Genomic DNA, 26,129 nt, shown 5'->3' on the forward strand with positions numbered 1-26,129 from the left:
CGGCCGCCGCCGGGCGAGCGGCCTTCGCGGTGGGCCGGCTACGCATCCTCGGCCGGGCGGGGCGGCGAGCCGGCCGGCGGCGAGGTGTCTTCGTATCGGATCTCGTAGACGCGCTCGGCGAACTTCCAGCCCCCGTCGGTGCGCTGGTAACGGTCGTGGTAGATGGCGTAGTTCAGCCCTCCGCGGCCGTCGCGTCCACGCCCGATCTCCGACATGTACGCACGGCCGGACGCGGAGGCGCCGTCGAGCCGGATCACGCCTGGGTGCGTGTTCTGCACGAGGAAGTCCACAACATCCGGCACCCGCCTGCCCCAGACGCGGATCGCCTCCCGGCCTTCGAGCTCAACAGGGATGCCGGGCATCCGCCACGCGCCGTCCGGGGTGAACAGCGAGGCGACACGGTCGTAGTCACGCATCATCACCGCATCGGTGAACTCACCGCGCAGCGCCTCGATCTCGACGCGATCCGCGATCGTCTGAAAGTCGCTCATCGGGTTCCTCCTCATGCCCTGACTCGGTGCACGAACGACACCGGGCCGCCAGGGGACGGAGGCCTCCACGCCGGTGGCGCGGCCGGTCCCGCCGAGCGTGGTCCGGGTGGCGGCAAGGCGCGATCGCCGGACGTCCACGGGGTTCCTGCTCGCGGGGCGGTGTGTTCGTCTCAGCCTTACGACGACACGGCCCCCCGGAATGTGACACGGCCCCGCCCGGATCGCACCGCGACGGAGATCCGCCGGCACAAACGAGAACGAGGGAGGATCCGGCGGCTCCCATGAGAGGACAGCTGACCTGCGGAGCTGCGTGGGTGGCCGACGGTCGGCCGGCTCGTGGGATTCGGCCACGGAATCCGCGATCCCCCATTAGGGTTCCGGGGCGCACGCCGTTCCCGGGAGTTCTCATGTCCACACCGCCCCACCACCCTCCGGTTCCGTTCGGATCCGCCGTGTACTGCCGCATCTGCGGTGCGACACCCGCAGCCCACGTCGTGGTGCGCGGACACCGGGGTCTTGTCATCACGCTCCGCTTCCTGACCGAGGAAGGCGCCTTCTGCCGGACCTGCGGAACCGCCGTCTACCGCAAGCTGACCTCCGACACGCTGTGGCGGGGCTGGTGGGGCCTGCTGTCCGTGTTCGCCACTCCGGTCACGATGCTGATGAACATCGGTGCCCGCTCCCGCATTCGCGCGCTGCCCCACCCGGTGGGGCATCCGCGCCCCCCGCTCTCGCCCGGCCGCCGCGTACTGGCCCGCCCGCCCGCGCTGGTCGTCATGGCCGTCCTGGTCCTGGCGCTCGCCACCGTCACCGTGCCGAGGCTGATCCCCGACACGCAGCCCACGTTCACCGCCGGAGACTGCGTCCGCAACAACGCCACATGGCCCGACCAGGATCTGGAAGAGGTCGGCTGCAGCTCGCCCGAGGCCGAGTTCTGGATCTCGGAAGGGGACAGGTGCTGGGGCATGGACTGGCTGCTGCACCTGGAATACAGCGCCGAGGAGAAGGCCTTGTGCGCCCACCCCATGTCCAAGTAGACGCGTCGGCCGCGGGCATGCCGCACAATCGGGCGTCGACCGGGAACGACGCACACCAACAGCGAGATGGGGCAGAGATGTTCGGGGTGGGGATCCAGCGCGGGCAGTGGCGCCGGGCTGCGGCCGTGACGATGGCGGTCGCGACGGCTCTGGGCGCAACCGCGTGCAGCGGTGACAAGAGCGGTCCGAGCGGACCGGGGAAGGACGACAAGCCGTCGGCGGCAGCCTCTGCCCCCAAGGCACTCACCGAGGCACAGCTCAAGGCGGCCGCCTTCACCGACGGGCAGAGCGTCGGCAGGTACACGGCGTCCGAATACACCCTCGACGGCCCTCTCGGTGACGCCTACACAGCGGACCCGGCCGTCTGCCAGCCGCTGGTCAGCCTGGCCGGCGACGTCAGCGACCACGACCCCGCCGCCCAGATCCAGCGCAGGGTCGACGTTCCCGACGAGATGCTCGGCATCACCGTCGACGTCACCCTTCGGTCGTATGCGGACGGCGAGGCGGCCGACGTCATGAAGGCGCTCGACACGGCGGGCAGGGAATGCGCCGGAGGCTTCACCGAGGACCGGGCACTGGCGAGCGCGAAGTATCTGAAGGTCGAGCCCGCCGAGGCTCCCGGCTTCGCGGCCGAGGCCGACGAGGCCAAGGCCTTCCGCTTCACCCTCCTCGACGTGAAGGGGAAGCTGAAGCTGTACGAGTACCTCACCGTCGTCCGCTCGGGTTCCACCACGCTCGCCTTCCGCGGCGAGCTCACCGGAACCAAGGACATCGGGGGCATCCCGCAGGACATCATGACCGCGCAGTGGACCACGTTCCGCGCGGTGTGATCACCGCCCGCGCCGCGCGGCTCCGGCACCCCCCGCGCGACCGGCCCCGCACTGCGCCGCCGGGCCCCGTCGTGGGCCGTGGTCCGGCGGCTGCCGGGACTCACAGGAACGCTGCCGGACCTGCTCTTCCGGGCTTCTCCGGGGACGCGCTGTCCACCTGCCCGGCCGGTGCCGCAACAATGGGGGGCATGAGCGACAGCCCTGCCCCCCTCGCCGACCCGCACCTCGTCTTCGACGCAGCGGAAGGCCGCCGGGATCTCGTCATCCTCGGCTCCACCGGGTCCATCGGCACCCAGGCCATCGACCTGGTGCTGCGCAACCCCGACCGTTTCCGCGTCACCGCGCTCTCCGCCGCGGGCGGCCGGGTTGCCCTCCTCGCCGAGCAGGCCCGGCAGCTGAGGGTACGCACCGTTGCCGTCGCCGCACCGGCCGCGGTGCCGGCCCTGCGCGAGGCGCTGCTTGAGCAGTACGGGGCCGGGGAGCCGCTGCCCGAGATCCTGGCGGGGCCCGACGCCGCCACGCAGCTCGCCGGGAGCGACTGCCACACCGTGCTCAACGGGATCACCGGCTCGATCGGCCTCGCCCCCACGCTCGCCGCGCTGGAGGCGGGCCGCACGCTCGCCCTCGCCAACAAGGAGTCGCTGATCGTCGGCGGCCCCCTGGTGAAGGCGCTGGCCAAGCCCGGCCAGATCATCCCGGTCGACTCCGAGCACGCCGCGCTCTTCCAGGCGCTCGCCGCCGGTACCCGGGCCGACGTCCGGAAGCTCGTCGTCACCGCCTCCGGCGGCCCGTTCCGGGGACGGACGAAGAGCGAGCTGGCGCACGTCACGCGCGACCAGGCCCTCGCGCACCCCACCTGGGCCATGGGCCCGGTCATCACGATCAACTCCGCCACCCTGGTGAACAAGGGACTGGAGGTCATCGAGGCGCATCTCCTCTACGACATCCCGTTCGACCGGATCGAGGTCGTCGTCCACCCCCAGTCCTACGTTCACTCCATGGTGGAGTTCACCGACGGCTCGACCCTCGCCCAGGCCACCCCGCCGGACATGCGGGGACCGATCGCCATCGGCCTCGGCTGGCCGGAGCGCGTGCCGGACGCGGCCCCCGCGTTCGACTGGTCGAAGGCGTCCACCTGGGAGTTCTTCCCCCTCGACAATGACGCCTTCCCGTCCGTGGGACTGGCCAGGCACGTGGGCACGCTCGGCGGCACCGCCCCGGCGGTGTTCAACGCCGCGAACGAGGAGTGCGTGGACGCTTTCCTGGCAGGACGGCTGCCGTTCAACGGAATCATGGATACGGTCACGGCGGTGGTGGCCGAACACGGCACCCCGCCCACGGGAACTTCGCTCACGGTCGCAGACGTCCTGGAAGCGGAGACCTGGGCGCGGGCCCGGGCCCGGGAACTCTCGGCGAAAGCGACAGCGGAGGCGCGCGCATGAGTATTACGACGGTCCTGTTGACGATTCTGGGCATCGTCGTCTTCGCCATCGGCCTGCTGTTCTCGATCGCCTGGCACGAGCTGGGCCACCTGTCGACCGCGAAGCTCTTCGGCATCCGCGTCCCGCAGTACATGGTCGGCTTCGGCCCGACCATCTGGTCGCGGAAGAAGGGCGACACCGAGTACGGGATCAAGGCGATCCCCGCCGGTGGCTACATCCGCATGATCGGCATGTTCCCGCCCGGTGCGGACGGGCGGCTGGAGGCGCGCTCCACCTCACCGTGGCGCGGCATGATCGAGGACGCCAGAGAGGCCGCCTTCGAGGAGATCGAACCGGGCGACGAGAAGCGTCTCTTCTACACGCGCAAACCGTGGAAGCGCGTGATCGTGATGTTCGCCGGACCGTTCATGAACCTGGTCCTGGCCGTCGCGATCTTCCTCGGGGTCGCGATGACCTTCGGCTTCCAGACGCAGACCACCGAGGTCGCGGGCGTCCAGAAGTGTGTGATCGCACAGAGCGAGAAGCGCGACACCTGCAGGACGAGCGACCCGGTCTCGCCCGCGCAGGCCGCCGGACTGAAAGAGGGCGACAAGATCGTCGCCTTCGACGGCCGGAAGGTGGACGACTGGGCCACCCTGTCCGACCGGATCCGCGAGACCATCGGCCCCGCCACGCTCACCGTTCAGCGCGACGGCCAGGAGATGACCCTCCACGCCGTGCTGCAGAAGAACTCGGTGGCGAAGAAGGACTCCAACGGCGAGGTGGTCCCGGGCAAGTTCGTCCCGGCCGGATACCTCGGCTTCGCCGCGCAGACGGACATCGTCCCGCTCTCCTTCGGCGACTCGGTCGTCCGCATGGGCGACATGATCGAGAACGGTGTCGACTCGATCGTCGCTCTCCCGTCCAAGATCCCCGACCTGTGGAACGCGGCGTTCGGTGACGGGGAGCGTGCTGCGGACTCCCCGGTCGGCGTGGTCGGAGCCGCCAGGATCGGCGGCGAGGTGATGACCTTGGACGTCCCGGCGACGAACCAGATCGCGATGATGCTGTTCCTGCTCGCGGGCTTCAACCTCTCGCTGTTCCTCTTCAACATGCTGCCCCTGCTGCCGCTCGACGGCGGGCACATCGCCGGAGCGCTCTGGGAGTCCCTGCGCCGCAATGTGGCGCGGGTCTTCAAGCGCCCCGACCCCGGCCCCTTCGACGTGGCCAAGCTGATGCCGGTCGCCTACGTGGTCGCCGGTGTCTTCATCTGCTTCACACTGCTGGTCCTGGTGGCCGACATCGTCAACCCGGTCAAGATCACCTGACCGGCCCGGCGACCGCATCGCATGCACCACGAGTGGCGGCCGGGCACCCACCCGGTGTCCGGCCGGCCACGGTTGTCCGGACTTCGGGATGCGGTGTGCTCGGTGATCCCACCGGTGCCGTAACCTCGAAGTCCGGAGCCCGCCGATCTCGGGACCTTGATCCACACCTTGGGGATGCTCAGCGCATGACTGCGATTTCTCTCGGAATGCCGTCCGTTCCGACCAAGCTCGCCGACCGGAGGGTCAGCCGCAAGATCCAGGTCGGGTCGGTGGCGGTCGGTGGGGATGCACCGGTGTCGGTGCAGTCGATGACCACGACGCGGACGTCGGACATCGGTGCGACGTTGCAGCAGATTGCGGAGCTGACGGCGTCGGGCTGTCAGATCGTGCGGGTGGCGTGTCCGACGCAGGATGATGCGGATGCGTTGGCGACGATTGCGCGGAAGTCGCAGATTCCGGTGATCGCGGATATTCATTTCCAGCCGAAGTATGTGTTCGCGGCGATCGATGCGGGCTGTGCGGCGGTGCGGGTGAATCCGGGGAACATCAAGCAGTTCGACGACAAGGTGAAGGAGATCGCGCGGGCGGCGAGTGATGCGGGGACGCCGATCCGGATCGGTGTGAACGCGGGTTCGCTGGATGCGCGGTTGCTGAAGAAGTACGGGAAGGCGACTCCGGAGGCGTTGGTGGAGTCGGCGTTGTGGGAGGCGTCGCTGTTCGAGGAGCACGGGTTCCGGGACATCAAGATCTCGGTGAAGCACAACGATCCGGTGGTGATGGTCAATGCGTACCGTCAGCTGGCGGCGCAGTGTGATTACCCGTTGCATCTGGGGGTGACGGAGGCGGGGCCTGCGTTCCAGGGGACGATCAAGTCGGCGGTGGCGTTCGGTGCGTTGCTGTCGGAGGGGATCGGGGACACGATCCGGGTGTCGTTGTCGGCGCCGCCGGCCGAGGAGGTCAAGGTCGGTCTGCAGATTCTGGAGTCGTTGAATCTGAAGCAGCGGCGGCTGGAGATCGTGTCGTGTCCGTCGTGCGGTCGGGCGCAGGTGGATGTGTACAAGCTGGCGGATCAGGTGGCCGCGGGTCTTGAGGGCATGGAGGTGCCGTTGCGGGTGGCCGTGATGGGCTGTGTCGTCAATGGTCCGGGTGAGGCCCGTGAGGCGGATCTGGGTGTGGCGTCGGGGAACGGCAAGGGGCAGATCTTCGTCAAGGGCGAGGTCATCAAGACGGTTCCCGAGTCGAAGATCGTCGAGACGCTCATCGAGGAAGCCCTGAAGATCGCCGAGCAGATGGAGAAGGACGGCATCGCCTCCGGCGAACCCGAGGTCTCCGTCAGCTGACGCCGGCCTCGCGATCGGCCCGGCGCCGGTCCGAGCCGAACTCTCCCTCTCAGCACCGTGCCCCGCCCGGCGGACCAGCCGCCCGGCGGGGCACAGCCGTGAGAGACCTCACGGTGCGCCGAGGGGGCCGGAGGCGGGCATGGGGCGGCGTCTGCCAGCCTCTTTGGGTACAGTGCGGAAATCAGCAGACTGCATGGTGAGGCCCCCTCGTGTTGACGCAGACCACCACCCGGGTCCTCGAACCCAGCGACCTCGGCGCCGCGCTCGCCATCCTGGAGAGCGAACCCGTCGCCAACGCCTTCGTGACCTCACGGGTCCAGATCGCAGGGCTCGACCCGTGGCGCCTCGGCGGCGAGATGTGGGGCTGGTACGCGGACGGCCGACTGCGATCGCTCTGCTACTCCGGCGCCAATCTCGTGCCCATCTGCGCCACCCCCGAGGCCGTCAGGGCCTTCGCCGACCGTGCCCGGCGGGCCGGCCGCCGCTGCTCGTCCATCGTCGGTCCCGCCGAACCCACTGCGCAGCTGTGGCGGCTCCTCGAATCCGGCTGGGGTCCCGCCCGCGAGGTCAGGGCCAACCAGCCGCTCATGGTCACCGAGAGCCCCTCCGCCGAGGTGACGCCCGACCCGCTCGTACGCCGCATCCGCAAGGACGAGATAGAGCTCCTGATGCCGGCCTGCGTCGCGATGTTCACCGAGGAGGTGGGCATCTCCCCGCTGGCCGGTGACGGCGGACTCCTCTACCAGGCACGCGTCGCCGAGCTCGTCGGCGCCGGCCGCTCCTTCGCCCGGGTCGAGGACGGCAAGGTCGTCTTCAAGGCGGAGATCGGCGCGGCCACCTCGCAGGCCTGCCAGATCCAGGGTGTCTGGGTCGCCCCCGAATACCGGGGTCGCGGGCTGTCCGAGACCGGCATGGCGGCGGTCCTGCGCCATGCGCTCGCCGATGTTGCGCCGGTCGTCAGCCTGTATGTGAACGACTACAACACCCCGGCCCGCAAGGCCTACACGCGGGTCGGCTTCCGTGAGGTCGGCGCGTTCATGAGCGTGCTGTTCTGAGCGTGCTGTTCCGACCGCGCCGAAGGGGACCGTCCGGATCGTGCGCACGGGAGCCGTTCCGCGCCCGCCCCAGCCTGCGGTTCCCGCCCGTCCGAAGGCACCCCCGGCAGCCCCGGGCACGTATCCCGCAGCCCGGCACGGACAGTAGGGTTCGGCGCATGGCAGCAGTTTCCGGGGGCGGTGCCCACACTCCCAGTGTCCTGGTCGGGCCGATCGATCTCGCCGCGCGCGTGGACGAGGCGCTCGCCGTGCAGGCCGTCGCCTTCGGCCTCGGGCAGAACGAGGTGAACGTACGCCGCCACATCGTCCTCAGGCATCTCGAGCACCCGCATGCCCGCGCCCTCGGCGCCACGACGCCGGACGGCCGTCTCGTCGGGTTCGTCTACGGCATGCCGAACGAGCGCGGACAATGGTGGTCCACGGTCGTCGAGCCCTATCTGCGGGCCAACGGCTGCGAGCACTGGCTCGACGACTCCTTCGTGATCACCGAACTGCACGTCCACCCGAAGTTCCAGAACCAGGGCATCGGCCGTGGGCTGATCACCGCCCTCACGGACGCCGTCGACCAGCCCCGTTCCATCCTCTCCGCCATCGACACGGAGAGCCCGGCGCGTGGTCTGTATCGCACGCTCGGCTACCGGGACCTGGCCCGGCAGGTGCTGTTTCCCAGCGCTCCCATGCCGTACGCGGTGATGGGAGCGTCTCTTCCGCTGCGCCGCCGGGCCCGGGGAGGGCCAATCGATTTCCGCCCGCCCGTATCACCCGGCTAACCTCCTGCACATCACCCTTCCGAGCAGGAGTTCATCATGGTCCAGGTCCAGCGCATGTCCCGATTGATGATCAAGACACTGCGCGACGACCCGGCGGACGCCGAGACGCTCAACCACAAGCTGCTCGTCCGGGCCGGGTACGTACGCCGCACCGCGGCCGGGATCTGGACCTGGCTGCCCCTGGGCAAGAAGGTCCTGGAGAACATCACCCGCGTCGTGCGCGAGGAGATGGACGCCATCGGCGGTCAGGAAGTCCTGCTGCCGGCGCTGCTCCCCAAGGAGTCGTACGACGCGAGCGGCCGTTACGACGAGTACGGCGACCTGCTCTTCAAGCTCAAGGACCGCAAGGGCGCCGAGTATCTCCTCGGCCCCACCCACGAAGAGATCTTCACCCAGGTCGTCAAGGATCAGATCACGTCCTACAAGGACCTGCCCGTGATCCTCTACCAGATCCAGACCAAGTACCGCGACGAGGCCCGCCCCCGCGCCGGTGTGCTGCGCGGCCGCGAGTTCCAGATGAAGGACTCGTACTCCTTCGACACCACCGACGAAGGCCTCATCGAGGCCTACCAGCTGCACCGCGCCGCCTACATCCGCATCTTCGAGCGGCTCGGCCTCGACCACCGCATCGTCTCCGCGGTCTCCGGCGCGATGGGCGGCTCGGCGTCCGAGGAGTTCCTGGCGCCCGCCCCGGCCGGTGAGGACACCTTCGTCGACTGCCCCGCCTGCGACTACGCGGCCAACACGGAGGCCGTGACCTTCAAGGCCACCCCCGCGGACGGCTCGGCGCACGGCCCGGTCGAGGAGCTGGACACCCCCGACACCCCGACCATCGAGACGCTCGCCGCCCACCTCGGGGTCCCGGCCTCCGCGACGCTGAAGAACCTCCTGGTCAAGGTCGACGGCGAGATCGTCGCCGTGGGCGTCCCCGGCGACCGCGAGGTCGACCTCGGCAAGCTCGGCGAGCACCTCGCCCCCGCCGTGGTCGAACTGGTCACCGCCGAGGACTTCGAGGGCCGTCCCGACCTGGTACGCGGCTACGTGGGCCCGCAGGGCCTGGAGAAGGTCCGTTACATCGCCGACCCGCGCATCGCCCCCGGCACCGCCTGGGTCACCGGAGCCAACAAGCCCGACACCCACGCCAGGAACGTCGTCTGCGGCCGCGACTTCGAGGTCGACGACTACCTCGACGTCGTCGTCGTCGAGGCCGGCGACCCGTGTCCCAAGTGCGGCACCGGCCTCAAGCTGGACCGCGCCATCGAGATCGGCCACATCTTCCAGCTGGGCCGCAAGTTCGCCGACGCCTTCCAGCTCGATGTGCTCGGCCAGAACGGCAAGCCCGTCCGCGTCACCATGGGTTCGTACGGCATCGGCGTCTCCCGCGCCGTCGCCGCGCTCGCCGAGCAGACCGCCGACGAGCAGGGCCTGTGCTGGCCCCGCGAGATCGCCCCGGCCGACGTCCACCTCGTCGCCGCGGGCAAGGCGCTCCAGACCGAGCTGGCCCTCGCCGTCGCCGAGAAGCTCGGCGCCGCGGGCGTCCGGGTCCTGGTCGACGACCGTGCCGGTGTCTCGCCGGGTGTGAAGTTCACCGACGCCGAGCTGATCGGCGTGCCGAAGATCCTGGTCGCCGGCCGTCGCTCGGCCGAGGGCGTCCTGGAGCTCAAGGACCGCCGTACGGGCGAGCGCGAGGAGCTCACGGTCGACGAGGCCATCGCCCGCCTCACCGTGCAGGGCTGACGCCCGCTCGGACCGCCGAGGGCCCCCGCACTGTTCTGCAGCGCGGGGGCCTTCGCCCGTTTCATGAGGGGCGGCTCGAGGCGTTCGGCCCCGTGCCGCACCGCCCTTCACCGTGACGGCTACAGCCAGCCGGCGAACTCCAAGGTCAGTTCGCCCTCCTGGCGACGGCCGGCCGCCAGCGCGCGGGTGCCCGACTCCACCGCGCGGAACAGCGTCCAGCCGTGGAGCCGTTCCCGGTCCACATCCAGCGAGTCCGCGAGCTTGTTGACCCGGCGACGGGCCGTCACAGCGCCGCCCGGGGACGCGATCAGATCCTCCACCCGGTCACGGACCAGGCGCGCCAGGTCGTAGGCGCGCTCACCGACCAGCGGCTCCGGTCCGACGGTCAGCCAGGGCGCCCGCTCGCCCGCCAGTACCTTGCTCTGGCGGAAGTTGCCGTGCAGCAGCAGGACTTCGGCGGTGCCGGCGACGAGTTCCTCGCGCGCCGCCAGTGCCGCGGAGACCAGCGGCTCCAGCACCGGGTCGGCCTTCGCGGCGGCCCGCATCGGTTCCGTCCGGAGCCCGGTCCGCTCCGTGACCGTCTCGAAGGAGTGCCCGGCGGGCGGCTCGACCCACAGCCGCCGCACCGTCCCCGCCGCCTCCAGCAGTGCCTTCGCCTCCGGCAGCGACCGCAGCGACACCTCGGGGTGCAGCCGCTCCAGCAGCAGCGCGCCGCCGCCGGAGCCGATCGGCTGCACCGCACCCCAGCCGTTCCAGTGCGTCAGCGCCGCCTGCTCCAGCTCGGGCGCGGCCCCGGACGGGGCGATCTTCAGAGCCGCCGGGGTGCCGTCGGAGCGCCGCACCAGCAGCACCAGGCTGCTGCGCCCACCGGGGGCGGCCACCCGCTCCACGGTCAGCTCCGGCCCGTTGGCGGACAGCGCCTCGTCGGTCATCGCGGGAAGCCGCGCCAGCCAGTCGGCGGCGGCCGGTTCCCCGTACACCTCGCCGAGCGCTCGCACCAGACGCTGCGGCGGTTCGAAACCCATACGTGCCGTGTTCCCTTTCAGAGCCTTCTTCAGTGCGTCGGACCTGCCCCGGCCTTCGCAGGGGTCCCTGCCGTCGCGTCGGTCCCCGTCGGCCGGTCCGTCCCGGTGGTCCCGTCGGCGGACCGCTCGGCAAGCCCGGGAAAGGCTACGCCGCTGCCCCGCCAGCGGACCGCACGCACCGCGGCCTCCCGCAGCGCGTTGGCGGCCTCTCGCCTGAGTGGCCCCCCGGAAGCCCGCACGAGATCGGAGTAGACGCCCGCGATCCGGTCCTCCAGCAGCGCGGCGAGCCTCACCGCCGCCGCCGCGTCCGGTACCGCGAACGGCAGAGCGTACGCGGAATCCGCCGCGACCGGCTCACCGCCCAGGCCGCGCACGGTCCGCACCAGCGCGTCGCGCCGGGCACGGTGCGCGTCGAAGGAGGCCGTGGCCACCGCCCGGCGGTTCTCGTCGATCCGGCCGCCGAGCACCCCGTACCCGTACACCGCCGCATGTTCGGCGGCCAGCGAGGCCTGCGCCGCCTGCAGCGTCTGCGCACTCATGACGAGATCTCCTTGGCCAGCTCGGTCAGCAGATAGGTGTGGGCGGCACCGGCCGCGGCGATCGAGGCCAGCAGCCGGGCCAGTTCCGGGGGTGCCGTCAGAAGCATCGCCGTGTGGGCGTCGGCGGTGCGGCGTTCGGCCGCGGCCAGTTCCCGCACGGCGGCCCTCACGTCCGCGGCGGCCGGGAGGGTGGAGGCGGGAGCCTCTGCGCCGCCCTGCGACAACGCTGTCGTGTGGGCCCGTACGGCGTCCCGCAGCGGTGCGAGTCCGGTCCCGGCCGACGGGTGCGCCTGGATGGTCTGCTCGTACCGGTCGAGCAGACTCCGGCTCGTCCGGGCGGCCGTCGTCCGCAGGGCGTCCTCCACCTGCGCCGCCGCGGCCCGGGCCTCGGCGACCGGGGCCCGGGCCGGAACGTCGGAGCCGTCGCCGTTCCCGCAGCCGTTCAGCGCCGCGCCCAGGGCGATCGCCCCGGTCGCGGTGAGCGCACCCCTGCGCGTCGTCCCCGTGCGCCGCACCTGTTCTCCTTCGGGTCTCGATCTGTCCTGACCGAATCTGTCCTGAAGTGATCACCGCAGGCGAGCGTACCCGTGGGCGCGGGGTCGGCGGACGGCAACACCCCTCGGGACCGGATACCCTTTGACCTGACACGCGACGAACCACACAACAGCACACGCGGCCGAGGAGTCACCCGGATGAGCACCACCCAGAGCGAGAGGCTGCGCGGGCTGCTCGAACCGCTCGTCAGCGCCAAGGAGCTGGATCTCGAGGAGATCGAGGTGTCCCGGGCCGGCCGCCGCCGTGTGCTGCGCATCGTCGTGGATTCCGACGAGGGCGTCGAGCTGGACGCCTGCGCCGAGCTGAGCCGCGCGATCTCCGAGAAGCTCGACGAGACCGACGCGATGGGCGAGGACGAGTACGTCCTCGAAGTCAGCTCCCCCGGTGCCGACCGTCCCCTGACGGAGCACCGCAACTACGTTCGCGCCACCGGCCGCCTCGTCAGGCTGCAACTGCACGGGAACGGCGAGCTGGTGGCCCGCATCATGGCGGTCGACGACGACGGGCTCGACCTCGAGGTGCCGGGTGTGAAGGGCCGCAAGCCCACAGCCCGCCGGGTCGCCTTCGACGAGATCGCCAAGGCGCGCGTGGAGATCGAATTCAACCGCAAGGACAAGAAGGAAGAGGAGGCGTAGCCGTGGACATCGATGTGAAGCTCTTGAGGGGCTTGGCACAGGACAAGGAGATCCCCTTCGACGTGCTCGTCGAGGCGATCGAGTCGGCCCTCCTCATCGCCTACCACCGCACCGACGGAAGCTACCGGCGTGCGCGCGTGGAGCTCGACGAGCGCGGCCATGTGACGGTGTGGGCGAAGGAGGACCCGGCCGACCTCGAAGAGGGCCAGCAGCCGAAGGAGTTCGACGACACCCCGTCCGGCTTCGGCCGGATCGCCGCGACCACCGCCAAGCAGGTCATCCTGCAGCGGCTGCGCGACGCGGAGGACGACAGGACGTTCGGCGAGTACGCGGGCCATGAGGGCGACGTCGTCACGGGTGTCGTCCAACAGGGCAAGGACCCGAAGAACGTCCTGGTCGACATCGGCAAGCTGGAAGCGATCCTGCCGGTGCAGGAGCAGGTGCCGGGCGAGGAGTACACCCATGGCCTGCGGCTTCGTACATATGTCGTACGGGTCGCCAAGGGTGTCCGCGGTCCGTCCGTGACGCTGTCCCGGACCCACCCCAACCTGGTCAAGAAGCTCTTCGCGCTGGAGGTCCCGGAGATCGCCGACGGTTCCGTCGAGATCTGCGCGATCGCCCGTGAGGCCGGCCACCGCACCAAGATCGCGGTCCGTTCGACGCGTTCGGGCCTGAACGCCAAGGGCGCCTGCATCGGCCCGATGGGCGGCCGTGTGCGCAATGTCATGGCCGAGCTGCACGGCGAGAAGATCGACATCGTGGACTGGTCGGACGACCCGGCCGAGATGGTCGCCAACGCCCTGTCGCCCGCTCGGGTGAGCAAGGTCGAGGTCGTGGACCTCGGTGCACGGTCCGCCCGGGTCACCGTCCCGGACTACCAGCTCTCCCTGGCCATCGGCAAGGAGGGGCAGAACGCCCGCCTCGCCGCCCGCCTCACCGGCTGGCGCATCGACATCCGCCCGGACACCGAGACCGAGGCCGAGCGGGACATCGCCGACCGGGAGCGGGCCGAGCGCGCCCGCGACCGGTCCGAGCGGGGCTGATCCGGTACGGCACCGGCCGAGCCGGTCCGGGAGCGGACCGGCGCCGGCCGGTGGACGCCGGGTCGGTGGAGTACACCCGTCCGGATGGTGGACCGATCCGGACGGGAAGGGACCGAAGCGGTCCGGAGCCCGGGAGCGACACCGGTCCCGGGGAGCAGATCAAGGCGATTCCGCGCCGAGATCACGACAACATCCGTTCGATTTTTGCCCCAAAGGGGTGAGGTCGGTGCGGGGAGGTAGACTTAACCGTGTCTGGCCGGACGCACGCCCGCGCTTGCCCTGAGCGAACCTGTGTGGGATGCCGGGAGCGAGCGGCCAAGAGCGCGCTGCTGCGCATCGTGGCGGACGGGGACGAATGTGTCCCTGACCCGCGCGGTACGCTGCCCGGCCGGGGTGCATATATGCACCCCGTCACTGTCTGTCTGGACCTGGCGGTTCGCCGCCGGGCATTCCCCCGGGCCTTCAAGGCCAAGGGGCCGTTCGATTCCGCGGCTCTGCAGCGGTACGTCGAGCGGGTGACACCGTAAGAAATCGAGAACGGCACGGGACCCCGTGCGGTCAGGTACCTCGCGAGTTGGAAGTAGGTCGAGATTGCGATGAGCACTCGATGAGTACGCGATGAGTACGCCCATGAAGTAGCGACGGTCCGGCGGTAACCCGGACCTAAAAGGAGCGAAGTGGCTAAGGTCCGGGTATACGAACTCGCCAAGGAGTTCGGCGTCGAGAGCAAGGTCGTCATGGCCAAGCTCCAAGAACTCGGTGAATTCGTCCGTTCGGCGTCCTCGACGATCGAGGCGCCGGTTGTACGCAAGTTGACTGACGCACTGCAGGGGCCCGGCGGCAACGCCGGCAAGTCCGCTGCGAAGCCTGGCGCGCCCCGCAAGGCCGCGCCCGCAAAGCCCGCAGCGCCGTCCCCGGCCGCTGCGGCACGTCCCGCTGCCCCGAAGCCCGGCGCCCCGGCCCCCAAGCCGGCCGCAGCCGAGGCCCCCGGCAGCACTCCTTCCGCTGCCGCGCCTTCCGCGCCGTCTGCGGGCCCGCGTCCGGGTCCGAAGCCTGCGCCGAAGCCCGCTCCGGTCACCCCGGTGCCCGCGGCAGAGTTCTCCGCTCCGGCGCCGGCCCAGCCGGCCGCGCCGCAGCAGGCCCCGCGTCCCGCGGGTGGCACCCCCGGCCCGCGTCCCGCCCGTCCGGCTCCGGCCGGCGGTCAGCGTGACGGCGGCCGTGGTGGCGAGCGCGACGGTGGCCGTGGCGGCGACCGTCCGGCCCGTCCCGCAGGCCAGGGCGCCCCGCGCCCCGGCGGCGCACGTCCGGCGGGTCCCCGTCCGGGCAACAACCCCTTCACCTCCGGTGGCTCGACGGGCATGGCCCGTCCGCAGGCACCCCGTCCCGGCGGCGCCCCGCGTCCCGGCGGCGGCCAGGAGCGTCCGGGCGCCCCGCGTCCGCAGGGCGGCCCCGGTGGCGCCCCGCGCCCGCAGGGCCAGGGCGGTGCCCGTCCGACCCCGGGCGGCATGCCCCGTCCGCAGGCTCCTCGTCCGGGCGGGGCGCCCGGTGGTAACCGTCCGAACCCGGGCATGATGCCGCAGCGTCCCGCTGCCGGCCCGCGTCCCGGTGGTGGCCCCGGCGGTGGCCGTGGTCCCGGTGGCGGCGCAGGCCGTCCCGGTGGTGCCGGTCGTCCCGGTGGCGGCGGCTTCGCAGGCCGTCCGGCCGGTCCCGGTGGCGGCGGCGGCGGTTTCGCCGGTCGTCCCGGTGGCGGCGGTGGCGGTGGCGGCGCAGGTCGTCCCGGTGGTGGCGGCGGCGGCTTCGGCGGTCGTCCCGGCTTCGGTGGACGCCCCGGCGGCCCCGGCGGCCGTGGTGGCACGCAGGGTGCGTTCGGCCGTCCCGGCGGTCCCGCGCGTCGTGGCCGCAAGTCGAAGCGGCAGAGGCGCCAGGAGTACGAGGCCATGCAGGCCCCGTCGGTGGGCGGCGTCATGCTGCCTCGCGGCAACGGGCAGTCCGTCCGTCTGTCGCGCGGTGCCTCCCTCACCGACTTCGCGGAGAAGATCAACGCCAACCCGGCGTCGCTCGTCGCCGTGATGATGAACCTCGGCGAGATGGTCACCGCCACGCAGTCCGTCTCCGACGACACTCTGAAGCTGCTCGCCGACGAGATGAACTACGTCCTGGAGATCGTCAGCCCGGAGGAGGAGGACCGCGAGCTGCTCGAGTCCTTCGACATCGAGTTCGGCGAGGACGAGGGCGGCGAAGAGGCTCTGGTCTCGCGTCCGCCGGTCGTGACCGTCATGGGTCACGTCGACCACGGTAAGACCCGACTGCTGGACGCGATCCGCAAGACGAACGTCGTTGCGGGCGAGGCCGGCGGCATCACGCAGCACATCGGTGCGTACCAGGTCTCCTCCGAGGTCAACGGTGAGGACCGCAGGATCACCTTCATCGACACCCCGGGTCACGAGGCGTTCACCGCCATGCGTGCCCGTGGTGCGAAGTCCACCGACATCGCGATCCTCGTGGTGGCGGCGAACGACGGTGTGATGCCCCAGACGATCGAGGCGCTGAACCACGCCAAGGCGGCCGACGTGCCGATCGTGGTCGCGGTCAACAAGATCGACGTCGAGGGTGCCGACCCGACCAAGGTGCGCGGTCAGCTCACCGAGTTCGGTCTGGTGGCCGAGGAGTACGGCGGCGACACGATGTTCGTCGACATCTCCGCCAAGCAGGGCCTCAACATCGAGGCTCTTCTGGAGGCCGTCGTCCTCACCGCCGACGCCTCGCTCGACCTGCGGGCCAACCCGGAGCAGGACGCGCAGGGTATTGCGATCGAGTCCCACCTCGACCGCGGCCGTGGTGCCGTTGCGACCGTCCTGGTCCAGCGAGGCACCCTGCGGGTCGGCGACACGATGGTGGTCGGCGACGCGTACGGCCGAGTCCGCGCGATGCTCGACGACAAGGGCGAGAACGTCGAGGAAGCGGGTCCGTCGACCCCCGTCCTCGTCCTCGGTCTCACCAACGTCCCGGGCGCCGGCGACAACTTCCTGGTGGTCGACGAGGACCGTACGGCCCGTCAGATCGCCGAGAAGCGTGCCGCCCGTGAGCGCAACGCCAACTTCGCCCGCAAGGGCGTCAGGTTCTCCCTGGAGAACCTGGACGAGGCGCTCAAGGCCGGTCTGGTCCAGGAACTCAACCTCATCATCAAGGGCGACGCGTCCGGTTCGGTGGAGGCTCTCGAGTCCTCGCTGCTCCAGCTCGACGTCGGTGAAGAGGTCGACATCCGGGTCCTGCACCGCGGTGTGGGTGCGGTCACCGAGTCGGACATCGACCTGGCGACCGGCTCCGACGCCATCGTGATCGGCTTCAACGTGCGCGCCGCAGGGCGTGCGCAGCAGATGGCCGAGCGCGAAGGTGTGGACGTTCGCTACTACTCGGTCATCTACCAGGCGATCGAAGAGATCGAAGCGGCCCTCAAGGGCATGCTCAAGCCGGAGTACGAAGAGGTCGAGCTCGGTACGGCGGAGATCCGCGAGATCTTCCGTTCGTCCAAGCTGGGCAACATCGCCGGTGTGCTGGTCCGGTCCGGCGAGGTCAAGCGCAACACCAAGGCGCGCCTGCTGCGCGATGGCAAGGTCATCGCGGAGAACCTCAACATCTCCGGTCTGCGCCGCTTCAAGGACGACGTCACCGAGATCCGCGAAGGCTTCGAGGGCGGTATCAACCTCGGAAACTTCAACGACATCAAGATCGACGACGTCATCGCGACGTACGAGATGCGCGAGAAGCCGCGAGGCTGACCCGTACCTCAACAGTCGGGGCCGGTCGACGGGTCGTATTTCCGTCGATCGGCCCCGGCCGTTCCGTGTACGGTTCTTGTGTCCCTGCCAAATGCTGGCAGGGCGCGAACCCGAACCGGCGGGACATCCGGACATCCATGTATGTGGGGACACTGTCCTTCGATCTGCTCCTCGGCGACGTACGGTCGTTGAAGGAGAAACGCTCCATCGTCCGGCCGATCGTCGCCGAACTGCAGCGCAAATACGCGGTGAGTGCGGCGGAGACGGGCGGACAGGATCTCCACCGCAGGGCAGAGATCGGCCTTGCCGTGGTCTCCGGGGACACCGGACACCTCACGGACGTACTGGACCGGTGCGAGCGGCTCGTCGCCGCCCGGCCCGAGGTGGAGCTGCTGTCGGTTCGACGGCGGCTGCACACCGACGAAGACTGAACAACGTCAGAACTGCCCGACGCGGCAGCGCCGGACGCGCAAGCACCGGACGCGGCCGGCGTCGGACCGTAAGCAACCCAGAAGGAAGAGTGACGGACCGGTGACCGACAACGCGCGGGCCCGCAAGCTGGCCGATCGCATCCAGGTCGTGGTCGCGGAGACCCTGGACCGGCGTATCAAGGATCCGCGGCTCGGATTCGTGACCATCACGGACGCCCGGGTCACCGGAGACCTGCGGGAGGCCACGGTCTTCTACACGGTCTACGGCGACGACGAGGAGCGGGCGGCCTCCGCCGCCGCGCTGGAGAGCGCCAAGGGCGTGCTCCGTTCCGAGGTCGGCCGGCAGACCGGGGTCCGGTTCACGCCGACCCTGGCCTTCGTCCCGGACGCCCTGCCGGACAACGCCCGCACCATCGAGGACCTCCTCGACAAGGCGCGGGCCAAGGACGCGGCGGTGCGCGAGGTGTCCACCGGTGCGACGTACGCAGGCGACGCCGACCCGTACCGCAAGCCGGAGGACGACACCGACGAGTCCGACGACTCCGACGAGAACGAGGGCTCAGCCTCCGCATGACACAGCAGAACAGGACGCCGGACGGCCTTGTCATCGTCGACAAGCCGTCCGGCTTCACTTCGCACGACGTCGTCGCCAAGATGCGTGGCATCGCCCGCACCCGCCGCGTCGGCCACGCCGGCACGCTGGACCCGATGGCGACCGGCGTTCTCGTTCTCGGTGTCGAGAAGGCCACCAAGCTCCTCGGCCATCTCGCACTGACCGAGAAGGAGTACCTCGGCACGATCCGGCTCGGCCAGGACACCGTCACGGATGACGCGGAGGGCGAGATCACCGCGTCCACCGATGCGTCGGGCGTCACGCGTGAGGGCATCGACGCCGGTGTCGCGGCGCTGACCGGGGCGATCATGCAGGTGCCGTCCAAGGTCAGTGCCATCAAGATCGACGGCAAGCGGTCGTACGCGCGCGTGCGCGGCGGCGAGGAGTTCGAGATCCCGGCCCGCCCGGTGACGGTCTCGTCCTTCAAGGTCTACGACGTCCGCGAGGCGGTCGCGGAGGACGGGACCCCGGTCGTCGACCTGGTCGTCTCCGTCGTCTGCTCCTCCGGTACGTACATCCGCGCGCTCGCCCGCGACCTCGGCGCCGGGCTGGGAGTCGGCGGGCATCTGACCGCTCTGCGGCGCACCCGTGTCGGTCCCTACGGCCTCGATGCGGCGCGGACCCTCGATCAGCATCAGGAGACGCTGACCGTGATGCCGATCGCGGAGGCCGCCGCCGCGGCGTTCCCGCGCTGGGACGTGGACGAGAAGCGGGCCAAGCTGCTGCTGAACGGCGTGCGGCTGGACATGCCCTCGTATCCGGCGGGGCCGGTCGCGGTCTTCGGGCCCGACGGGACCTTCCTGGTGCTGGTCGAGGAGCAGAGGGGCAAGGCCAAGAGCCTCGCCGTCTTCGGCTGATGGTCTGACGGCCGGCCGCGCCGGCACCGCCGCCGGACCTCCCTCGTGGAGCGGGCAACCCCCCGCCCGCTCCACGAGCCCCCTCCGGTGTCTGTCCACCAGAACCTGCTGATTCACCCCAAAGAGCAGGCGCACGGAGTGAATCGGGGGTGCACTGGGGGCGCTCTTGGCCCGAACGCAGGTCGCGTTGATCATTGGCGACCTACCGTCGGACCATGGGAAGCGGGGACCGGCCGACGCTGGTGCGTATCTGCGATCCGGCCGGCCGGCCGCGGGGGACGGGGTTCGTCGCCGACGACCGCGGCACGGTCGTCACGAGCCACGAAGCGGTCGACGGTCCTGATCATCTTGTCCTGTACGGGACAGGGGATCGCCGCTGCCGTGTCGCGAGCGACGCCGTCACCGCGCTCCCCGAGCTGGGTCTCGCGCTGGTGCACACCGGGGGCCCGACGCGCTCGGCGTGGAACCGTTGCCGATCGTCCTGCGGGACGGGATCGAAGCCGGTACCTACGTACGCCTCTGCGCCCACGGCTGGCGCGAGGCGCGGGTACTGGGCGTGGCCCCGGTGACGTACACCGCAGGCGGCCGCTCGCACCGGGTCGGCGCGGCGATGGAACTGGCGCTCGGCACGGACGGCAGCGATGCGCTGCGGCTGCGGGGTGCGGCGGTCGGCGGACCCGTGCTCGATCCGGAGACCGGCGCGGTCATCGCCGTGCTCGGCACGGCTCTGCGCGGTGAGCACGCCGCCGCCGGATTCGCGGTGCCGCTCGCCGGCGCAGACGGGCCGCTGGGCGCGTTGCTGCGGCGCAACGCGACGACGGTCCCCGGGTACGGGCGCGACCTCAATCTCGCAGGCGCCCTGCAGCTCGCCGCGATGTCCATCGGGTCCGCGGGCGGCCCGGGCGCCCGGCCCGATCCGGTCGAACGCCCGGACATCACCCAGGAGATCACGGCGTTCACGGGCGCCGGGCGGCGTGCCGCAGTGGTCCTCGGCCTCGTCGGCGAACCCGGCACCGGCCGCACCACCGAACTTGCCGCGCTCGCGGCCCGCCGGGCGCGCGGTAGCGAACCCGCCCTCACCCTCTGGCTCCGCGGAGCCGATCTGCTGGCCGACGACGCCTCGGTCGCCGACGCCGTCGCCCGCACGCTGGGCCGGGCCGGGCGGATCGTCACCGCGGCCGGGGCGGGCGGCGACATGGCCACGGCCACCCCCGAACGGGTCGCCCGGCTCGCCGCCGACTCCGGCAGCCCCCTGCTCGTCCTGCTGGACGGTCCCGAGGAGATGCCGCCCGTGCTCGCCCACCGGCTGGAACGGTGGACGGCGGGAACGGTGGACTGGCTGCGCGGCAACGGGGCCCGGATGGTGGTCGCCTGCCGGCCCGAGCACTGGGAGACGGCCGGTGTGCTCTGCCCGCCCGGAGCGCTGCACCGCCCCGCGGGACCCGCCCGGCGGCTGCCGTCCGCCGTCCGGCTCGACGACCTCACCGCGAGCCAGGCCGAACAGGCCCGGGAGCGGTACGCCATCCCGGCCGACGCCCTGGCCCCCGGCCACGACCGGCATCCGCTCACCCTGCGGCTGCTCGCCGAGGTACGCGCGGCACTCCCCGGAGACGTTCCCGGGCGGCCCGACACGGACCACGTCTTCGGCGCCCATCTGGACCTGATGTGCCTGCGGATCGCGGTCCGGATCGCTGCGGCGTCCCGTCCGGCGCTCAGGGGCACGGCGGTGCGGCGGCTGGCCGCCCAGGTGGCGGGGCAGGTCCACGAGGCGGCGCGGCGCTGTCTGGGGCCGGGACAGGGGGAGCTGGACCGGGCGGCGTTCGAGGAGATCTTTCCCTGGCGTACGGGCTGGGCGTCGGCGGTTCTCACCGAGGGCCTGCTGGTCCCGGCGGGTGCGGGCTACCGCTTCGCCCACGAGGAGCTGGGGGACTGGGTGCAGGGCGCCCATCTGGATCTGGACGTGGCGCTGCGGTCGCTGGTGCACCGGTGGCACGAGGCGGGACCGGGCGGTGCGGCCGGGGCCCCGGAGGGGCGCGTTCCGGCTCCCCGCGGCCCGCGGCAGGGGCACCGAGGGGCATGGAGCACGGGTGCGCGGGGCCAGGGGCGGGGAGCCGGATCCGCATGGCCTGCGGCACCGGTGCTGGGACGCGGGCGCGGAGCCGAGGCGGTTCCGGCACCGGCGCCCCTGCCTGCTCGTGGTCCCCACACCCTCCCCGTACCGCGCCATCGGATCGGCCCGGTGATCCAGGCCCTCCTGCTCCTGGGCCGCAGGCACGGCGCTGCCGCGCTGTCCCACCGGCTGGCCGATCTGATCGATGCGATGGACCGTCTGCCGACGAGGACGGACGGCCCAGGCACCGGCCGTCGGCAGAGCGCCGTGCCGACGACGGCTTCGGCCGTGCCGCACGAGGGCGCAGCTCAGGCCGTTCCGTACGAGGGCTCTGCCGCACCCGGTGCGGTCGGGCGGGCTGTCCGGGCAGGTGCCGCCGCTGGGCGTGCTGCTCTGCCCGACGGGGCCGAACGCGTCGCTCGGCCCGGTGCCGCCGAGGACACCGCTCCATCGGGCGATGCCTCGTGGTGGGCCGCTCACCTCCTGCTGCAGACGCTGCTCCGCGTCCCCGATGCCGGGTCGCACCTCGGGGTGCTGCGGCTCCTGGCCGGGCGCATCGTCCGGCGGTCGGACGCCGGGGGACCGCTCGGGGCGTATGCCGAGTTCGGGCCGTGGTTCTGGCGGCGGCTGCGGCTGCCGGAAGCGGACCGGATCGATCTGCTGCGACGGCTGGTGCCCGTGGACGGTCCGCCGCGGGGAGACGGCGGGGACGCCGGTCGCGACCCCCGGCCGGGGCGCGTCGTCGCGTGCCGCGGCGGGGACGGCGGCAGCGGCGAGGAGCGGTTCCTCGATGCGGTCGCCCGGCGGCTCGCCGAGCGGCCCCGGACCGTACAGCCCCTGCTCTGCCTCTGGTTCACGGACGAGCGCCCGCTGCCCGCCGAGGACGGTGAGGAGATGCGGCCGACGGTCGCCGCCGCGGCTCAGGCGCTCCTCCATTCCCGCCGCGGCCTCGCCGTCGACGCTCTGGCGGACGCCCTCGTCGCGACCGTCCACCCGCGTGCCGACGAGCTGCTCGCCGCGCTGGCCGAGGACGAGCCGGCCGCGCTGTGCCGGGCCGTCGAACGCTGGGCCCGCGACGACGACCGGCGTGCCCGGCGCGTCGCGGCAGCCTCGTACGGGCTCGTCACCGCACCGCACGTCACCGCCGATGCCGACCGCGAACTGCTGCGCCGCTCCGCGCTCGCTCTGCTGGCGCGCCCCGCCGACGTCGACCTGCACGGAGCCGCGCTGATCCTTCTCGTACGGGATCAGCACACCCGGGACCGCTGTCTTCCCCAGGCCCTGCGGGTCTTCGCGGAGGGCGATCCGCACCTGTCCGCGGCCGAGCTCGCCGTCGCGCTGCCGACCCACCGCGAGCCGGTGATCGCTGCTTTCCGCGAGGCGCTCACCCGGCCCGGGGACGGTGCGGGCGAGGTGCTGCGCTCGCTCGCCGGGATCGACGCCCCGGCGCTGGCCCTGCACGCGGCGGGTCTGGTGCGGGCGTACGTCGACAGCCATCCGGAGGGCGGCCCGCAGACCGCCGCGTACATCGACCGCAGGCTGGAGCACGGGCCCGCCGCCCGCGCCCTGCTGCTGCCTCTGGTGACCGGCCTGCTGCGGGACCCTCCGGCCCCCGCGGCTGTGCGTGGCGCGCTCGCCGGGGTACTCGCCGCGCCCGGCACCCCGGCGTCCGGGGCCGTGCGTGCCGAGCTCCTCGAGGTGCTGCTGGAGTTCGAGCAGGGCGCCCACCGTGACCCGATCGTGCTCGAGGCACTGCTGTGCGCGGCAGCGACCGGATCCGCCCGGCGTGCGCCCGTCCGCACCCGGGCCCTGGTCCACCGCACCGCGATGCTGCTGGTCCGCACCCCCGAAGGCGCTGCCCGCTTCGACCGCAGGCTCGTCGAACTGGCCCGTGACGTGCCCGGATTCGCGGAACTGGTCACCGGGTGGCTGGCCGACGCCGCGCAGGAGTGGGCGGCCGTCGTGGGCCCCGGTGCGCGGCGGACCGTGGAGGCCCTGTGCACCGTGATGACGATGCCGATGCAGGCCGCGGCTCGGGAGCATGGCAGTCTTAGACCTGCGTAAGAGATAAACCCACGTACACAGGTTCGGGCGAGGAGCGGTCACAGTGCAGCGCTGGCGTGGCTTGGAGGACATCCCCCAGGACTGGGGACGCAGCGTCGTCACCATCGGCTCCTACGACGGGGTGCACCGCGGGCACCAGCTGATCATCGGCAGGGCCGTGGAGCGCGCGCGTGAGCTGGGTGTGCCGTCGGTCGTCGTGACGTTCGACCCCCACCCCAGCGAGGTCGTGCGGCCCGGCAGCCATCCGCCGCTGCTGGCCCCGCACCACCGGCGTGCCGAGCTGATGGCCGAGCTGGGTGTGGACGCGCTGCTGATCCTGCCGTTCACGACCGAGTTCTCGAAGCTGGCGCCGACCGACTTCATCGTGAAGGTGCTGGTCGACAAGTTGCATGCGCAGGTCGTCATCGAGGGCCCCAACTTCCGGTTCGGCCACCGGGCCGCGGGGAACGTGGAGCTGCTCAGGGAGTTCGGCGCGACCTACGACTACGGCGTCGAGGTCATCGACCTGTATGTGACCGGAGAGGCGGGCGGCGGCGAGCCGTTCTCGTCCACCCTGACCCGCCGGCTCGTCGCCGAGGGCGATGTGGCGGGGGCCGCCGAGATCCTCGGCCGTCCGCACCGTGTCGAGGGCATCGTGGTCCGCGGCGCACAGCGCGGCCGCGATCTGGGCTTCCCGACGGCGAACGTGGAGACGCTGCCGCACACCGCGATCCCCGCCGACGGCGTGTACGCGGGCTGGCTGAACGCGAGCGGCGAGGCGATGCCCGCCGCGATCTCGGTCGGTACGAACCCGCAGTTCGACGGCACGGAGCGGACGGTGGAGGCGTACGCCATCGACCGCGTGGGTCTTGATCTGTACGGACTCCATGTCTCCGTCGACTTCCTCGCGTACGTCCGCGGGATGCAGAAGTTCGACTCGATCGACGACCTGCTGGTGGCGATGGCCGCCGATGTGAAGCGGGCGAGCGAGCTGGTGGCGGCGTACGAACGCGGCTGATCCTTCTCCCGCCCAAGGCTCCGGCCGGGACCGCGTACTGCGGTCCCGGCCGGAGCCTTGGGCGGGAGCGACTCAGGAGTTGAGTTCCTCCAGCGTCTTCCCCTTGGTCTCCACCGCGAACAGTGCGATCACCGCTCCCACCACCGCGATACAGCCCAGCTGGGTGAAGACCGTCGCCAGGCTGCCGCCGGAACCGATGATCGCGCCGACCACGATCGGCCCGAGGATGACACCCAGCCTGTTCCACACCCCGCCGAACGCCGCCCCACGCGCACGGCTGCGGGTCGGGTACAGCTCCGGTGTGTAGAGGTACAGGCTGACGTTGGTCGCGAAGACGAAGAGTGTCGCGACCGATGCCCAGACCGCGACCTGCCCGCCCGAGGTGGCACCGGAGACGGCCAGGGAGAGCAGGGCGACCGCCGCGCCGCCGAGCCCGACGGTGAGCGAGACCCGGCGTCCCACCCGGTCGATGACCAGGGCGACGAGAAGACAGCCGATCAGCCCGGTCACATTGCTCAGCAGCGAGTAGTTCAGCGCGGTGCGCAGATCGAGGCCGAACGTCTTGGTGTAGAGCGAGGGCAGCCAGGTCGCGATGCCGTGGTTGACGTAGTACGCGACGAACCACAGCCCCGAGACGACGACCGTGCGCCGCAGATAGCGGCCGGTGAACAGGTCGCGCAGGCCGCCGCGGGCCGTCTCGACGGCTGTCGCGGGACCGGCCTCCGGCAGCGGGGCGCCGATGGACTTCTCGACGTCCTGCTCGATCCGGGCGATGACCTGTTCGGCCTCCTCCACCCGGCCGCGGGAGAGCAGCCAGCGGGGCGACTCGGGGACCTGGCGGCGCAGGACGACCACCAGCAGCACCGGCAGGGCGCCGATCAGGAACATCACGCGCCAGCCGAAGCTGGGTACCACCCAGCTGGCGACGAGGGTCGCCGTGGCGAGACCGGCCGGGAAGATGAGCTCGTACAGCAGCACGAACCGGCCGCGGTGGTCGGCGCGCGCTATCTCGTTGATGTACGTGGCGGCGACGGGTACGACGCCGCCGATGCCGAGTCCCTGGATGAACCGGAAGGCGGTGAACAGGGCGAAGCCGGGCGAGACGGCGACGGCGAGGCTGGCCAGTGCGGTCACGGCAACGCCGAGTGCGACGGTACGGACGCGGCCGATGCGGTCGCCGAGCCAGCCGGCGACGAGGGCACCGAGCAGCATGCCGACCGAACCAGCGGTGATGATCATCGTGCCCTGGCCGGTGCTCAGCTTCCACTGTTCGGACAGGACGGGCAGTGCGGAGGCGGTCAGCAGCTGGTCGAACGCCTCGAAGAACGTGACGGTGCCGATCAGCGTACGGACCTTGATGTGCCAGCGGGAGCTCGGCAGGCGTTCGAGCCTGGCCGAGATGGAGCTCACGGTGGGGCCGGTGGCCACGATTGACATGGGGATCCTTCCGCGAACAGAGGAGTTGCGGTGAC

The 26,129-nt window shown here is 71.4% G+C and carries 22 protein-coding genes; 17 read left to right on the forward strand and 5 right to left on the reverse strand.

The window, feature by feature from the left end; all coding sequences use genetic code 11:
- Nucleotides 1-38 precede the first annotated feature (38 nt).
- A complete protein-coding gene (locus LRD69_RS24365; protein WP_277328669.1) occupies nt 39-491 on the reverse strand; it encodes a nuclear transport factor 2 family protein in 453 nt (150 codons plus the stop codon).
- A gap of 407 nt (nt 492-898) precedes the next feature.
- Here LRD69_RS24365 and LRD69_RS24370 point away from each other — a divergent pair, with 407 nt between their 5' ends.
- The 8 genes from LRD69_RS24370 (at nt 899) to LRD69_RS24405 (ending at nt 10,009) form a co-directional block, all read left to right on the forward strand.
- Nucleotides 899-1,528: a hypothetical protein gene (locus LRD69_RS24370; protein ID WP_277328670.1), complete on the forward strand. Its 630-nt coding sequence runs from the start codon at nt 899-901 to the stop codon at nt 1,526-1,528.
- An 86-nt stretch (nt 1,529-1,614) separates the two neighbouring features.
- Nucleotides 1,615-2,358, forward strand: a complete 744-nt coding sequence (locus LRD69_RS24375; protein ID WP_277328671.1) for a hypothetical protein — start codon at nt 1,615-1,617, stop codon at nt 2,356-2,358.
- A gap of 188 nt (nt 2,359-2,546) precedes the next feature.
- Nucleotides 2,547-3,800 (forward strand): 1-deoxy-D-xylulose-5-phosphate reductoisomerase, encoded by a 1,254-nt coding sequence (gene dxr, locus LRD69_RS24380; protein WP_277328672.1) that lies wholly within the window; start codon nt 2,547-2,549, stop codon nt 3,798-3,800.
- Nucleotides 3,797-5,107 carry a site-2 protease family protein gene (locus tag LRD69_RS24385; protein WP_277328673.1) on the forward strand — a complete coding sequence of 437 codons (1,311 nt, stop codon included), beginning with the start codon at nt 3,797-3,799 and terminating at the stop codon, nt 5,105-5,107. Before dxr ends, LRD69_RS24385 begins: the two co-directional genes overlap by 4 nt.
- Before the next feature lie 185 nt (nt 5,108-5,292).
- Nucleotides 5,293-6,447, forward strand: coding sequence for a flavodoxin-dependent (E)-4-hydroxy-3-methylbut-2-enyl-diphosphate synthase (gene ispG, locus LRD69_RS24390; protein ID WP_277329862.1), 1,155 nt, complete (start codon nt 5,293-5,295; stop codon nt 6,445-6,447).
- 212 nt (nt 6,448-6,659) lie between these two features.
- Nucleotides 6,660-7,502 carry a GNAT family N-acetyltransferase gene (locus LRD69_RS24395; protein WP_277329863.1) on the forward strand — a complete coding sequence of 281 codons (843 nt, stop codon included), beginning with the start codon at nt 6,660-6,662 and terminating at the stop codon, nt 7,500-7,502.
- A gap of 158 nt (nt 7,503-7,660) precedes the next feature.
- Complete coding sequence (locus LRD69_RS24400) at nt 7,661-8,272, forward strand: GNAT family N-acetyltransferase (protein ID WP_277328674.1); 612 nt, start codon at nt 7,661-7,663, stop codon at nt 8,270-8,272.
- Nucleotides 8,273-8,308: 36 nt separating this feature from the next.
- Nucleotides 8,309-10,009 carry a proline--tRNA ligase gene (locus tag LRD69_RS24405; RefSeq protein ID WP_277328675.1) on the forward strand — a complete coding sequence of 567 codons (1,701 nt, stop codon included), beginning with the start codon at nt 8,309-8,311 and terminating at the stop codon, nt 10,007-10,009.
- Between the two features lie 119 nt (nt 10,010-10,128).
- Here the strand turns inward: LRD69_RS24405 and LRD69_RS24410 are convergent, their stop codons facing one another.
- The 3 genes from LRD69_RS24410 to LRD69_RS24420 are packed head-to-tail and all read right to left on the reverse strand — an operon-like array spanning nt 10,129 to nt 12,088.
- Complete coding sequence (locus LRD69_RS24410; RefSeq protein WP_277328676.1) at nt 10,129-11,034, reverse strand: aminoglycoside phosphotransferase family protein; 906 nt, start codon at nt 11,032-11,034, stop codon at nt 10,129-10,131.
- Between the two features lie 29 nt (nt 11,035-11,063).
- Nucleotides 11,064-11,573: a ferritin-like domain-containing protein gene (locus tag LRD69_RS24415; RefSeq protein ID WP_277328677.1), complete on the reverse strand. Its 510-nt coding sequence runs from the start codon at nt 11,571-11,573 to the stop codon at nt 11,064-11,066.
- Complete coding sequence (locus LRD69_RS24420) at nt 11,570-12,088, reverse strand: hypothetical protein (RefSeq protein WP_277328678.1); 519 nt, start codon at nt 12,086-12,088, stop codon at nt 11,570-11,572. The genes LRD69_RS24415 and LRD69_RS24420 overlap by 4 nt, the downstream gene beginning before the upstream one ends.
- A gap of 177 nt (nt 12,089-12,265) precedes the next feature.
- Here LRD69_RS24420 and rimP point away from each other — a divergent pair, with 177 nt between their 5' ends.
- The 9 genes from rimP (at nt 12,266) to LRD69_RS24465 (ending at nt 24,657) form a co-directional block, all read left to right on the forward strand.
- Nucleotides 12,266-12,763, forward strand: coding sequence for a ribosome maturation factor RimP (rimP, locus tag LRD69_RS24425; protein WP_277328679.1), 498 nt, complete (start codon nt 12,266-12,268; stop codon nt 12,761-12,763).
- A 2-nt stretch (nt 12,764-12,765) separates the two neighbouring features.
- Nucleotides 12,766-13,806, forward strand: a complete 1,041-nt coding sequence (gene nusA, locus LRD69_RS24430) for a transcription termination factor NusA (RefSeq protein WP_277328680.1) — start codon at nt 12,766-12,768, stop codon at nt 13,804-13,806.
- 248 nt (nt 13,807-14,054) lie between these two features.
- Nucleotides 14,055-14,333, forward strand: coding sequence for a YlxR family protein (locus LRD69_RS24435; RefSeq protein WP_277328681.1), 279 nt, complete (start codon nt 14,055-14,057; stop codon nt 14,331-14,333).
- Nucleotides 14,334-14,483: 150 nt separating this feature from the next.
- Nucleotides 14,484-17,585, forward strand: a complete 3,102-nt coding sequence (infB, locus tag LRD69_RS24440; RefSeq protein WP_277328682.1) for a translation initiation factor IF-2 — start codon at nt 14,484-14,486, stop codon at nt 17,583-17,585.
- 137 nt (nt 17,586-17,722) lie between these two features.
- The gene (locus LRD69_RS24445) at nt 17,723-18,016 is read left to right on the forward strand and encodes a DUF503 domain-containing protein (RefSeq protein WP_277328683.1); all 294 of its coding nucleotides are present in this window, start codon (nt 17,723-17,725) and stop codon (nt 18,014-18,016) included.
- A gap of 100 nt (nt 18,017-18,116) precedes the next feature.
- Complete coding sequence (gene rbfA / locus LRD69_RS24450; protein ID WP_277328684.1) at nt 18,117-18,590, forward strand: 30S ribosome-binding factor RbfA; 474 nt, start codon at nt 18,117-18,119, stop codon at nt 18,588-18,590.
- Nucleotides 18,587-19,486 carry a tRNA pseudouridine(55) synthase TruB gene (gene truB, locus LRD69_RS24455; protein WP_277328685.1) on the forward strand — a complete coding sequence of 300 codons (900 nt, stop codon included), beginning with the start codon at nt 18,587-18,589 and terminating at the stop codon, nt 19,484-19,486. The genes rbfA and truB overlap by 4 nt, the downstream gene beginning before the upstream one ends.
- A 460-nt stretch (nt 19,487-19,946) precedes the next feature.
- Nucleotides 19,947-23,660 (forward strand): serine protease, encoded by a 3,714-nt coding sequence (locus tag LRD69_RS24460; protein ID WP_277328686.1) that lies wholly within the window; start codon nt 19,947-19,949, stop codon nt 23,658-23,660.
- A gap of 43 nt (nt 23,661-23,703) precedes the next feature.
- On the forward strand, nt 23,704-24,657 hold the full coding sequence (locus LRD69_RS24465) for a bifunctional riboflavin kinase/FAD synthetase (protein ID WP_277328687.1): 954 nt from the start codon (nt 23,704-23,706) through the stop codon (nt 24,655-24,657).
- Between the two features lie 72 nt (nt 24,658-24,729).
- Here the strand turns inward: LRD69_RS24465 and LRD69_RS24470 are convergent, their stop codons facing one another.
- The gene (locus LRD69_RS24470; RefSeq protein ID WP_277328688.1) at nt 24,730-26,094 is read right to left on the reverse strand and encodes an MFS transporter; all 1,365 of its coding nucleotides are present in this window, start codon (nt 26,092-26,094) and stop codon (nt 24,730-24,732) included.
- Nucleotides 26,095-26,129: the final 35 nt, after the last annotated feature.

Source organism: Streptomyces sp. JH14, from assembly GCF_029428675.1.
GTDB lineage: Bacteria > Actinomycetota > Actinomycetes > Streptomycetales > Streptomycetaceae > Streptomyces.

Bases quoted from the DNA above. Each gene is read 5' to 3' on its own strand.
- ispG (WP_277329862.1), top strand. From the start codon at position 5,293: ATGACTGCGATTTCTCTCGGAATGCCGTCCGTTCCGACCAAGCTCGCC.
- dxr (WP_277328672.1), top strand. From the start codon at position 2,547: ATGAGCGACAGCCCTGCCCCCCTCGCCGACCCGCACCTCGTCTTCGAC.
- LRD69_RS24410 (WP_277328676.1), bottom strand. From the start codon at position 11,034: ATGGGTTTCGAACCGCCGCAGCGTCTGGTGCGAGCGCTCGGCGAGGTG.
- LRD69_RS24470 (WP_277328688.1), bottom strand. From the start codon at position 26,094: ATGTCAATCGTGGCCACCGGCCCCACCGTGAGCTCCATCTCGGCCAGG.
- LRD69_RS24400 (WP_277328674.1), top strand. From the start codon at position 7,661: ATGGCAGCAGTTTCCGGGGGCGGTGCCCACACTCCCAGTGTCCTGGTC.
- LRD69_RS24445 (WP_277328683.1), top strand. From the start codon at position 17,723: ATGTATGTGGGGACACTGTCCTTCGATCTGCTCCTCGGCGACGTACGG.
- LRD69_RS24370 (WP_277328670.1), top strand. From the start codon at position 899: ATGTCCACACCGCCCCACCACCCTCCGGTTCCGTTCGGATCCGCCGTG.
- LRD69_RS24415 (WP_277328677.1), bottom strand. From the start codon at position 11,573: ATGAGTGCGCAGACGCTGCAGGCGGCGCAGGCCTCGCTGGCCGCCGAA.
- LRD69_RS24365 (WP_277328669.1), bottom strand. From the start codon at position 491: ATGAGCGACTTTCAGACGATCGCGGATCGCGTCGAGATCGAGGCGCTG.
- truB (WP_277328685.1), top strand. From the start codon at position 18,587: ATGACACAGCAGAACAGGACGCCGGACGGCCTTGTCATCGTCGACAAG.
- rimP (WP_277328679.1), top strand. From the start codon at position 12,266: ATGAGCACCACCCAGAGCGAGAGGCTGCGCGGGCTGCTCGAACCGCTC.
- LRD69_RS24405 (WP_277328675.1), top strand. From the start codon at position 8,309: ATGGTCCAGGTCCAGCGCATGTCCCGATTGATGATCAAGACACTGCGC.
- LRD69_RS24385 (WP_277328673.1), top strand. From the start codon at position 3,797: ATGAGTATTACGACGGTCCTGTTGACGATTCTGGGCATCGTCGTCTTC.